Here is an 11380-nt window from a genome sequence, read left to right as displayed (position 1 = left end):
ATGGAAATGCGCGCAGATCTGCTGATTGTCGGAGCCGGAATGGTCGGCAGCGCCCTGGCGCTGGCGTTGCAGGACAGTGGCCTGGAGGTTTTGCTGCTCGACGGCAGCCCGCTGAGCGTCAAACCGTTCGATGCCCAGGCGTCATTCGAGCCTCGCGTGAGCGCGTTGTCGGCGGCCAGCCAACGAATACTCGAACGCCTTGGCGTGTGGGACGGCATCGCCAGTCGGCGCAGCAGTCCCTACACCGACATGCACGTGTGGGACGGCAGCGGCACCGGGCAGATTCACTTCTCGGCGAGCAGCGTGCATGCCGATGTACTCGGCCATATCGTCGAAAATCGTGTGGTGCAGGATGCCTTGCTTGATCGTTTGCACGATTGCGATCTGGGCATGCTGGCCAATGCACGGCTGGAACAGATGCGCCGTTCCGGTGATGACTGGTTGCTGACCCTGGCCGATGGTCGGCAGTTGCGCGCTCCGCTGGTGATCGCGGCGGATGGCGCCAATTCCGCGGTGCGCCGTCTGACCGGTGTCGCGACCCGCGAATGGGATTATCTGCATCACGCGATCGTCACCAGTGTGCGCAGCAGCAAACCGCATCAGATGACGGCGTGGCAGCGTTTCACCGATCACGGGCCTTTGGCGTTTCTGCCGCTGGAACGCGATGGTCAGCAGGACTGGTGCTCGATCGTCTGGTCGACCACCCCGAGCGAAGCCGAACGTTTGATGGCGCTGGATGAAGCGGCATTCTGCCGTGAGCTGGAGCGCGCGTTTGAAGGTCGCCTGGGCGAAGTCGTCAGTGCCGATCCACGGCTGTGCGTGCCACTGCGTCAGCGACATGCCAAGCGTTATGTAGCCGAAGGCCTGGCGCTGATCGGCGATGCCGCGCACACCATTCATCCACTGGCGGGGCAGGGCGTGAACCTGGGTTTCCTCGATGCGGCGGTGCTGGCCGAAGTGCTGTTGCAGGCGACCGAGCGTGGTGAACGGCTCGCGGATGTGAAAGTGCTGAGCCGCTACGAGCGCCGGCGCATGCCACATAACCTGGCGTTGATGGCGGCGATGGAAGGGTTTGAGCGCTTGTTCCAGGCCAACCCGCTGCCTGTGCGCTGGTTGCGTAATGCCGGGTTGAAGCTGGTTGAGCAGATGCCTGAGGCCAAGGCGTTGTTCGTGCGTGAAGCCCTCGGCTTGACCGGGGACCTTCCGGCACTCGCAAAACCCTGAGGTCTGCATTGAGGCTGATGGCCTCATCGCGAGCAGGCTCACTCCTACATTTTGGCAATGCGTCCCTCTGTAGGAGCTGCCGAAGGCTGCGATCTTTTGACTTTGTTTTTTAAGATCAAGGTCAAAAGATCGCAGCCTTCGGCAGCTCCTACAGGGGGGCGTTTAGCGCCATGCAACATCTGGTAACTCCTTGCCCAAGTGATCGATTGAGAAGGTAAATGTGAGTCCTTATCATTTGGCCCACATTTCCCGACCGAGAGACCACTCCCATGTTGGCACCCAAGCGTCTTCTGACCGCACTGGCCTTGACCCTGATCGGCAGCACCACTGCCCAGGCCGCCGACGAGGTGGTGGTTTACTCTTCGCGCATCGATGAACTGATCAAACCGGTGTTTGATGCCTACACCGCCAAAACCGGGGTGAAGATCAAGTTCATCACCGACAAGGAAGCGCCGCTGATGCAGCGCATCAAGGCCGAGGGTGAGAACGCCACCGCCGACCTGCTGCTGACCGTCGATGCCGGCAACCTCTGGCAGGCCGAGCAGATGGGCATCCTGCAACCGTTCACCTCGAAAACCATCGACACCAATATCCCGCAGCAATACCGCGCCTCCAGCCACGCCTGGACGGGTTTGAGCCTGCGCGCACGGACCATCGCCTATTCCACTCAGCGAGTGAAGCCGGGCGAATTGACCACCTACGAAGCACTGGCCGACAAGAACTGGGAAGGTCGCCTGTGCCTGCGCACGGCGAAGAAGGTCTACAACCAGTCACTGACTGCGACCATGATCGAAGTACATGGCGCCGAGAAGACCGAGAAAATCCTCAAGGGCTGGGTCAACAACCTGTCCACCGATGTGTTCTCCGATGACGTTGCAGTGCTCGAAGCGATCAATGCCGGGCAGTGCGATGTCGGCATCGTCAACACCTATTACTACGGTCGCCTGCACAAGCAGAAGCCGGAACTGCCGGTCAAACTGTTCTGGCCGAATCAGGCGGATCGCGGTGTGCACGTCAACCTGTCGGGCATCGGCTTGACCAAACATGCACCACACCCGGAAGCCGCCAAGGCACTGGTCGAGTGGATGACCACGCCTGAGGCGCAGAAAATCTTCGCCGACGTCAACCAGGAATTCCCGGCCAACCCTGCCGTTGCACCGTCGGAAGAAGTGGCCGCATGGGGCAAGTTCATTGCCGACACCTTGCCGGTGGAAGTGGCGGGCAAGCGCCAGGCCGAAGCGATTCGCATGATGGATCGGGCGGGCTGGAACTGAGTCTGCTGATTTAGAGAGCAAAAGATCGCAGCCTTCGGCAGCTCCTACAGGGTGAGCACAATCCCACTGTAGGCGTTGCCGAAGGCTGCGATCTTTTTGCTTTTCTCCTTACACTCTACGTTTTTCCTCCACGAGAGTTCGCAAGTGGCCCACCCCGCCCAACGCCGCTGGTATCCCATCGTCTTCGCCATTGCCGCGCTGGTGCTGTTGCCCCTGAGCGTTCTGCTGCTGTCATGGCAGACCATCGATCAACAGATCTGGTCACACCTGTGGGAAACCCAGATGCCGCGCCTGCTGGGCAACACCCTGACGCTGGTGCTCGGCGTTGGCGTCGGCGTGACGCTGCTGGGGGTGAGCCTCGCCTGGCTCACCAGCCTCTGCGAATTCCCCGGCCGTCGCTGGCTCGATTGGGCATTGATGCTGCCCTTCGCCATCCCGGCCTATGTGCTCGCTTTCGTGTTTGTCGGCTTGCTCGACTTCGCCGGGCCAGTACAAACCCTGCTGCGTGAATGGTTCGGTTCCGGCCTGCGGCTACCGCGCGTTCGCTCCACTGGTGGGGTGATTCTGGTGTTGGTGCTGGTCTTCTACCCCTACGTTTACCTGTTGGCACGCACGGCGTTTCTCGCTCAGGGCAAAGGCCTGATGGAAGCCGCGCGCGTGCTCGGGCAATCACCCTGGCAAGCCTTTTGGCGCGTAGCGTTGCCGATGGCGCGTCCGGCGATTGGTGCGGGCGTGGCACTGGCGCTGATGGAGACTCTGGCGGATTTCGGTGCGGTCTCGGTGTTCAACTTCGACACCTTCACCACAGCGATCTACAAGACCTGGTACGGCTTTTTCAGCCTGTCCAGTGCGGCACAATTGGCCAGCCTGTTGTTGCTGGTGGTGATGCTGGTGCTGTACGGCGAACGTCGCGCACGCGGCGCGAACCGGGCGAGCAACGAGCGGCCTCGGGTCAAGGCGCTGTATCACCTGCGTGGGCTCAAGGCCTTCGCCGCGATGAGTTGGTGCGTATTGGTCTTCGCCTGCGCGTTTGTGATTCCGGTTTTGCAATTGGTCGTGTGGTTCTGGCAGCGCGGGCGCTTCGATCTTGATGAGCGCTACGCCGGGTTGATCCTGCATACCCTCTATCTGGGTGGCATGGCGGCGTTGATCACTGTCAGCGTTGCCTTGCTGCTGGCGTTCGCCCGACGGTTGGCGCCGACCCGGGCGATCCGCTCCGGGGTCAGTCTGGCCAATCTCGGTTACGCCCTGCCGGGCTCGGTGTTGGCCGTATCGATCATGCTGGCCTTCAGTTATCTGGATCGCGAACTGGTGATTCCGCTTTCCGGCTGGCTCGGTGGTGCAGGCAAACCGTTGTTACTCGGCAGTCTGGCGGCGTTGCTGATGGCGTATCTGGTGCGGTTTATTGCCGTCGCGTATGGCCCGTTGGAAAGCAGTCTGGCGCGTATACGGCCATCTTTGCCGGAAGCGGCACGTAGCCTGGGTGTCAGTGGGCCGCGACTGTTTTTCAAAGTGTATCTGCCGTTGTTGCTGCCCGGTACGTTGAGCGCGGCGTTGCTGGTGTTCGTCGATGTGCTCAAGGAAATGCCGGCAACCCTGCTGATGCGCCCGTTTGGCTGGGACACGCTGGCCGTACGCATCTTTGAAATGACCAGCGAAGGCGAATGGGCGAGGGCGTCTTTGCCGGCGCTGACCCTGGTTCTGGTCGGACTATTGCCGGTCATTGGTCTGATCCGGCGCTCGGCGCACCGAAACACTTAGTCGTCAGTCCTGAATCATGCGGCTACAATGCGCGGCATTCGGTGCGGTTCGTCTGACAGACCCGTTCGCTGGAAACGGCTGAAAGCCTTATATTTCAAGGCTTTCACCCGTGCAGCGGCAGTCCGCACCCTCGCCACGCCCGGAAGGAGAAACCCATGGGACAGCGTACGCCTCTGTATGACCTGCATCTCGCCCTCGGCGCGAAGATGGTCGATTTTGGCGGTTGGGATATGCCACTGCATTACGGCTCGCAGGTCGAGGAGCACCACGAAGTGCGCCGCGATTGCGGGGTGTTCGATGTGTCCCACATGACCGTAATCGATGTTGACGGCGCCCAGGCCAAGGCCTGGCTCCAGCATTTGCTGGCCAATGACGTCGAACGCCTGCACCGCCCCGGCCGTGCGTTGTACAGCACCATGCTCAACGAGCGTGGCGGCATCGTCGATGACATGATCGTCTACCGCCTCGAAGACGGTTATCGTCTGGTGTTCAACGCCTCGACCCGTGATCAGGACCTGGCGTGGATGCAGGCGCAACTCGGCAGTTTCGCCGTGCAACTGCACGAGCGCTCGGAACTGGCGATGCTGGCCATTCAAGGCCCGCACGCCCGGCACAAGATTGCCGAACTGGTCACCCAGTCCCGTGCCACGCTGATCCAGCACCTCAAACCCTTTGAAGGCGAAACCGACGGCGACTGGTTCATTGCCCGCACCGGTTACACCGGTGAAGACGGTCTGGAAATCGTATTGCCGGCCAATCAGGCCCCGGCATTCTTCAACGATCTGGTGGGTGCGGGCATTTCCCCAATCGGCCTCGGTGCCCGCGACACGTTGCGCGTGGAAGCCGGGATGAACCTCTACGGTCAGGACATTCATCAAGACGTTTCGCCGCTGGCGTCCAACATGGCCTGGAGCATCGCCTGGGAACCGGCCTCGCGTCAGTTCATCGGCCGTGCTGCGCTGGAGGCTGAAAAAGCCGCTGGCGTTGCACACAAACTGGTCGGTCTGGTGCTTGAGGAACGCGGTGTTTTACGTGCCCACCAGGTGGTTCGTATCGCCGATGTTGGCGAAGGAGAGATCACCAGTGGTAGTTTCTCTCCTACGCTAAGCAAATCGATTGCCCTGGCGCGTGTTCCGATGGCGACTGCCGACCGCGCCGAAGTGGAAATCCGTGGCAAGTGGTACCCGGTACGAGTGGTCAAACCGACCTTCGTACGCCATGGCAAAACTTTGATCTAACCTTTTCCGGCGGGCACCACCGCTGACAATTTCTTGAGGACACTGAAGATGAGCGATATTCCTGCCGACCTGCGTTTTGCCGAAAGTCACGAATGGGCACGTCTGGAAGCCGACGGCACCGTCACTGTGGGCATCAGCGATCACGCGCAGGAAGCGCTGGGTGATGTGGTGTTCGTCGAGCTGACGGAAGTCGGCAAAGTGTTCGCGGCTGGCGATCAATCCGGTGTGGTCGAATCGGTGAAGGCCGCTTCCGACATCTACGCCCCGGTCAGCGGTGAAGTCATCGCGATCAACGAAGAGCTGAGCGGTTCGCCTGAGCTGCTGAACTCCGACCCGTACGGTGCGTGGATCTTCAAGCTCAAGCCTAGCGACAAGGCTGAGCTGGACAAGCTGCACGACGCGGCTGCCTACAAGGCTGCCATCGGCGAGTAAGCTGAGCGCTGCACCCCAAAGCCCCGACTTGTCGGGGCTTTTTTTTCAGGATCAAAAGATCGCAGCCTGCGGCAGCTCCTGCAGGAGTCCAATTATGGATATACATAGCCTTTGTAGGAGCTGCCGAAGGCTGCGATCTTTTGATCTTCAAGGGCACTGCTATGCTGGTTTGACCGTATTTGCCTTGACGCCGAGCGCCAGCCAAGAGAGAGCCCGTCATGTCCCAGTTGCCGTCCCTGAGCCAGTTACGCGATCCCGAGGCCTTCCTGCGCCGCCACCTCGGCCCCGACGCCGCCGAACAGCAGGCCATGCTCGACAGTCTCGGCCTCGGCAGCCGAGGTGAACTGATCGAGCAGACCGTGCCCCCGGGCATTCGCTTTAATCGCGCACTGGACTTGCCGCCAGCGCTGGATGAGCAAGCGGCGCTGGCCAGGTTGCGTGGCTACGCCGAGCAGAATCAGGTCTGGACCAGCCTGATCGGCATGGGCTACCACGGCACGCTCACGCCGACCGTCATCTTGCGCAACGTGCTGGAAAATCCCGGTTGGTACACTGCTTACACGCCGTATCAACCGGAGATTGCCCAGGGGCGGCTCGAAGCGCTGCTGAATTTTCAGCAACTGACCATCGACCTCACCGGCCTGGAACTGGCCAACGCCTCATTGCTCGATGAGGCTACTGCGGCGGCGGAGGCTATGGCACTGGCCAAACGTGTCGCCAAGTCAAAGAGCAATCTGTTTTTCGTCGACGAGAACTGTCATCCACAAACCATCTCCGTGGTGCAGACCCGGGCCGAAGGTTTCGGTTTCGAGTTGATCATCGACGCTGTGGATAACTTGCAGCAGCACCAGGTATTCGGAGCACTGCTGCAATACCCCGATACCCACGGCGAGATCCGCGATCTGCGTCCACTCATCGATCACTTGCATGCCCAGCAAGCCCTTGCCTGTGTGGCGACCGATTTGCTCAGTTTGCTGCTGCTGACGCCGCCGGGTGAGTTGGGCGCCGACGTGGTGTTCGGTTCGTCGCAACGCTTTGGCGTGCCGATGGGCTATGGCGGGCCGCATGCGGCGTTTTTCGCCAGTCGCGAGGAATACAAACGGGCGATTCCCGGGCGGATCATCGGTGTGTCGAAAGACGCTCGCGGCAACGTCGCGTTGCGCATGGCCCTGCAAACCCGCGAGCAACATATCCGTCGCGAGAAAGCCAATTCGAACATCTGCACGGCGCAGGTGCTGTTGGCCAATATCGCCAGTTTTTACGCGGTCTATCATGGGCCGGAAGGCTTGAAGCGCATCGCGCAGCGCGTACATCGGCTGACCTGCATTCTGGCGGCAGGGCTTGAGCGCCACGGCATCAACCGGATCAACGCGCAGTTTTTCGACACGCTGACGCTGGACGTCGGCGGCGCGCAAACCGCGATTATCGAAAGTGCCAAGGCTGCGCAAATCAACCTGAGGATTCTCGGCCGTGGCCGGGTCGGGCTGAGCCTCGACGAAACGTGTGACGAGCACACCGTGGCAAAGCTGTTCGATGTGCTGCTGGGCGCCGATCATGGGCTGATCGTCGAGGATCTTGACGCCCAGGCGCTGGCTTCCGGTATTCCAGACGGTCTTCAGCGCAGCACACCGTACCTGCGTCATCCGGTGTTCAACGCCCATCACAGCGAAACCGAGATGCTGCGTTATCTCAAGCAACTGGAAAACAAGGATCTGGGGCTCAACCAGTCGATGATCCCGTTGGGCTCCTGCACCATGAAACTCAACGCCACCAGCGAAATGATCCCGATCACCTGGCCGCAGTTCGCCAATCTGCATCCCTTCGTGCCCAGGGAGCAGGCGGTCGGCTACACCTTGATGATCGAAGAACTTGAGCGCTGGTTGTGCGCGATTACCGGGTTCGACGCGATTTGCATGCAGCCCAACTCCGGCGCTCAGGGCGAGTACGCCGGGTTGCTGGCGATCCGCAAATATCACGAGAGCCGCCAGCAGGGCGCGCGCGATATCTGCCTGATTCCGTCCTCGGCCCACGGCACCAATCCAGCCTCGGCACAAATGGCCGGGATGCGTGTGGTGATCGTCGAGTGCGACGAGGCGGGTAACGTCGATCTAGAGGATTTGAAAGCAAAAGCCGCCGAGGCTGGGGATAAGTTGTCATGCCTGATGGCGACCTACCCATCGACCCACGGCGTGTACGAAGAAGGCATCAGCGAGATCTGCGAGGTTATCCACAAGCACGGCGGTCAGGTGTACATGGACGGCGCGAACCTCAATGCGCAGGTCGGGCTGGCGCGGCCGGCGGACATCGGTGCCGACGTGTCGCACATGAATTTGCACAAGACCTTCTGCATTCCCCATGGTGGTGGCGGGCCGGGCATGGGGCCGATCGGCATTCGCGCACATTTGGCGCCGTTCGTCGCCAATCATCCGGTGGTGCCGATCGACGGGCCGCTGGCGCAGAACGGAGCGGTCAGCGCGGCGCCGTGGGGCAGTGCGAGTATTCTGCCGATCAGCTGGATGTACATCGCCATGATGGGGCCGCAACTGGCGGATGCCAGCGAAGTGGCAATCCTCGCGGCGAACTACCTGGCGCAGCATTTATCCGGTGCGTTTCCCGTGCTCTACACCGGTCGCAATGGTCGCGTGGCCCATGAATGCATACTCGATTTGCGGCCGCTTAAAGCGCAGACCGGGATCAGCGAGGAGGATGTCGCCAAGCGCCTGATGGATTACGGCTTCCATGCGCCAACCATGTCGTTCCCGGTGCCGGGCACCTTGATGGTCGAGCCAACCGAGAGCGAATCCAAGGCTGAGCTGGACCGGTTCATCGGCGCGATGTTGAGTATTCGCGCGGAAATCACCGAGGTGCAGAACGGGAACTGGCCGGCGGAAGACAACCCGCTCAAGCGTGCGCCGCATACCTTGGCGGATGTCACTGGCGTGTGGGAGCGGCCGTACAGCATCGAGCAAGGCATCACACCGGATGCACACACCAAGGCACACAAGTATTGGCCGGCGGTGAATCGGGTCGACAATGTCTATGGGGATCGCAATCTGTATTGCGCTTGCGTGCCGGTCGACGATTACCGCTGAAGATCAAAAGATCGCAGCCTTCGGCAGCTCCTACATTGATTCGTGTACACCCGTGCCCTGTAGGAGCTGCCGAAGGCTGCGATCTTTTGATTTGTCTTCAAAAAAAATGCCGCTCAAATGAGCGGCATTTTTGTGGGCGAAAGGCTTACTCGGAAGCCACGGCGTTCTTCGCCAGAATCGCGTTCGCCAGTTCCATGTCCGTCGCCTGCAGGCCCGGATTGTCGTTACGGACTTTCTGCATTGCAGCTTCCAGATACGGGCCACGGATGCCGCCATCGCTGGCAACGAAACTGCCGGCGTCGTCCTGTGCGGCGACGATCAGCTTGTGATCCTTGAAGGTCAGGTAAGTCGAGCCGGTGGTGGCGCCGGAGGAAATGACGTTACGCCAGAAGCTGTCGGCCATTGCCGAACCAACAGGCAGAGACAGCAGGGCAAGAGTAGCGACAGCAAGTTTGAGACGCATGAGGGGGTGACTCCACTGGTGTTGAATGACCGGTTGGATCGTCATTTCCCCTGTCCGGTTCCCTGAACGCCTATTTCAACTCGCTTTGTGGCGTCACCCGCAGCACTTCCTCAACCGTTGTCAGCCCCGCCGCAACTTTCTGTGCACCGGACAGACGCAAACTGCGCATGCCTTCCTTGAATGCCTGGCGGCGGATCGCCGTGAGGTCGGTGTCAGGGGTGATGAAGGCTTTGAGGCTGTCGCTCAGTTGCATGATTTCGTAAACCCCGGCGCGTCCGTGATAACCGGTGTCGCGACATTCCACGCAGCCGATGGCCCTTTGTGCGTTGCCCGGCAGTGGCGCCTGCCAGGGCCGGGTCAAGGTTTGCCAATCCTCCTCGTCCAGGGTCAGCGGCGCCTTGCAGTGTGGGCACAGGGTCCGCACCAACCGTTGGGCCATGACCCCGAGCACCGTGGCCTTGATCAAGTAATGCGGCACGCCCAGTTCAAGCAATCGGCTGATCGCACTCGGCGCGTCGTTGGTGTGCAGCGTCGACAGCACCAGATGCCCGGTGAGTGCCGCTTGAATCGCCATCTCGGCGGTTTCGAGGTCGCGAATCTCGCCGATCATGATGATGTCCGGGTCCTGTCGCATCAGCGCGCGCACTCCGGCGGCGAAGCTCAGGTCGATGTTGTGCTGGACCTGCATCTGGTTGAACGCCGGCTCGACCATTTCGATCGGGTCTTCGATGGTGCAGAGGTTGACCTCCGGCGTCGCCAGTTTTTTCAGGGTGGTGTAGAGCGTGGTGGTCTTGCCCGAACCGGTGGGCCCGGTGACCAGAATGATGCCGTTGGGCTGGCGAGTCATGTCCTGCCAACGGCGCAGATCGTCGGCGGAAAACCCAAGCTGATCGAAGTCCTTGAGCAGCACATCCGGGTCGAAAATCCGCATGACCATTTTTTCGCCGAACGCGGTGGGCAGGGTCGACAGGCGCAACTCCACTTCGCCGCCGTCCGGGGTCTTGGTCTTGACCCGGCCGTCCTGGGGTTTGCGCTTTTCGGCGACGTTCATCCGCCCGAGGCTTTTCAGGCGACTGACGATGGCCATCGTCACCTGCGGCGGAAATTGATAGACGTTATGCAGCACGCCGTCGATGCGAAAACGCACCGTGCCTTGCTCGCGGCGCGGTTCAATGTGGATATCACTGGCGCGCTGCTGGAAGGCGTACTGAAACAGCCAGTCGACGATGTTGACGATGTGCGCGTCGTTGGCGTCCGGCTCCTGATCGCTGGCGCCGAGGTTGAGCAATTGTTCGAAGTTGCCGAGGTTGCCGTTCTGTTGATCGGCGTTACTGGCACCGCTGACCGATTTGGCCAAGCGAAAGAACTCGACGCTGAAACGCTGGATGTCCACCGAGTTGGCCACCACCCGTTTGATCGGCAGCTTCAAGACGTGAGTCAGATCGGCTTCCCAGCCGGTCACATAAGGCTGGGCGCTGGCCACCGTCACCGAGTCGCGATCGACCGCCACCGCGAGAATCTTGTGGCGCTGGGCAAAGGCGTAGGACATCAACGGGGTGATGGCGGCAACGTTGATCTTCAGCGGATCGATGCGCAGATAGGGCTGGCCGGCCTGTTGCGCCAGCCACAGGGTCAGGCTTTCGAGGTCCAGATGCTTGCCCGGACGGCTGAGGTCGTCCAGTTGCTGGCTGGCGATAAACTCCAGCGGATGCTTCTGGCCATGCGCGGCGTGGCGACGGCGTGCATTGAGTGCCTGCTCCGCCGAATCCTGGCTGATGAAGCCTTGGGCGACCAGTTCACGCAATACATCATTGAGGTCCAGCCAGCGGTCCTGAGTGGCAAGTTGAACGGACATGCGGGCTTCCTTTTAAGCGACAGTGCGCAAAAGGATAGTCG

The 11380-nt window shown here is 60.8% G+C and carries 8 protein-coding genes; 6 read left to right on the top strand and 2 right to left on the bottom strand.

Annotated features, from left to right (window positions below; genetic code table 11):
* Positions 1-6 precede the first annotated feature (6 nt).
* From ICA15_RS12065 to gcvP, 6 genes are all read left to right on the top strand, one after another.
* Positions 7-1224: a 2-octaprenyl-3-methyl-6-methoxy-1,4-benzoquinol hydroxylase gene (locus ICA15_RS12065; RefSeq protein WP_210553572.1), complete on the top strand. Its 1218-nt coding sequence runs from the start codon at positions 7-9 to the stop codon at positions 1222-1224.
* 269 nt (positions 1225-1493) lie between these two features.
* A complete protein-coding gene (locus tag ICA15_RS12060) occupies positions 1494-2498 on the top strand; it encodes an extracellular solute-binding protein (protein WP_210553413.1) in 1005 nt (334 codons plus the stop codon).
* 144 nt (positions 2499-2642) lie between these two features.
* Complete coding sequence (locus ICA15_RS12055) at positions 2643-4259, top strand: ABC transporter permease (protein WP_210553414.1); 1617 nt, start codon at positions 2643-2645, stop codon at positions 4257-4259.
* A gap of 155 nt (positions 4260-4414) precedes the next feature.
* A complete protein-coding gene (gene gcvT, locus ICA15_RS12050) occupies positions 4415-5497 on the top strand; it encodes a glycine cleavage system aminomethyltransferase GcvT (RefSeq protein WP_150616807.1) in 1083 nt (360 codons plus the stop codon).
* A 48-nt stretch (positions 5498-5545) separates the two neighbouring features.
* The gene (gcvH, locus tag ICA15_RS12045) at positions 5546-5929 is read left to right on the top strand and encodes a glycine cleavage system protein GcvH (protein WP_047304068.1); all 384 of its coding nucleotides are present in this window, start codon (positions 5546-5548) and stop codon (positions 5927-5929) included.
* Between the two features lie 218 nt (positions 5930-6147).
* Positions 6148-9021, top strand: a complete 2874-nt coding sequence (gene gcvP, locus ICA15_RS12040; RefSeq protein ID WP_210553415.1) for an aminomethyl-transferring glycine dehydrogenase — start codon at positions 6148-6150, stop codon at positions 9019-9021.
* A gap of 145 nt (positions 9022-9166) precedes the next feature.
* On the opposite strand, the gene ICA15_RS12035 is transcribed toward gcvP, so the two are convergent.
* Positions 9167-9484 (bottom strand): DUF2388 domain-containing protein, encoded by a 318-nt coding sequence (locus ICA15_RS12035; RefSeq protein ID WP_042561654.1) that lies wholly within the window; start codon positions 9482-9484, stop codon positions 9167-9169.
* Between the two features lie 70 nt (positions 9485-9554).
* On the bottom strand, positions 9555-11339 hold the full coding sequence (locus ICA15_RS12030) for a GspE/PulE family protein (RefSeq protein ID WP_150616805.1): 1785 nt from the start codon (positions 11337-11339) through the stop codon (positions 9555-9557).
* Positions 11340-11380: the final 41 nt, after the last annotated feature.

The organism is Pseudomonas sp. P116 (assembly GCF_020149425.1).
GTDB classification, from domain to species: Bacteria; Pseudomonadota; Gammaproteobacteria; order Pseudomonadales; family Pseudomonadaceae; genus Aquipseudomonas; species Aquipseudomonas anatoliensis.
Note: the sequence above shows the minus strand (reverse complement) of the source record. Positions and strands in the feature narration are given on the sequence as shown.

What these genes read in the sequence shown, in the direction of transcription:
- ICA15_RS12030 (WP_150616805.1), bottom strand. Translation starts at nt 11,339, where the DNA reads ATGTCCGTTCAACTTGCCACTCAGGACCGCTGGCTGGACCTCAATGAT.
- gcvT (WP_150616807.1), top strand. Translation starts at nt 4,415, where the DNA reads ATGGGACAGCGTACGCCTCTGTATGACCTGCATCTCGCCCTCGGCGCG.
- ICA15_RS12035 (WP_042561654.1), bottom strand. Translation starts at nt 9,484, where the DNA reads ATGCGTCTCAAACTTGCTGTCGCTACTCTTGCCCTGCTGTCTCTGCCT.
- ICA15_RS12065 (WP_210553572.1), top strand. Translation starts at nt 7, where the DNA reads ATGCGCGCAGATCTGCTGATTGTCGGAGCCGGAATGGTCGGCAGCGCC.
- gcvH (WP_047304068.1), top strand. Translation starts at nt 5,546, where the DNA reads ATGAGCGATATTCCTGCCGACCTGCGTTTTGCCGAAAGTCACGAATGG.
- gcvP (WP_210553415.1), top strand. Translation starts at nt 6,148, where the DNA reads ATGTCCCAGTTGCCGTCCCTGAGCCAGTTACGCGATCCCGAGGCCTTC.
- ICA15_RS12060 (WP_210553413.1), top strand. Translation starts at nt 1,494, where the DNA reads ATGTTGGCACCCAAGCGTCTTCTGACCGCACTGGCCTTGACCCTGATC.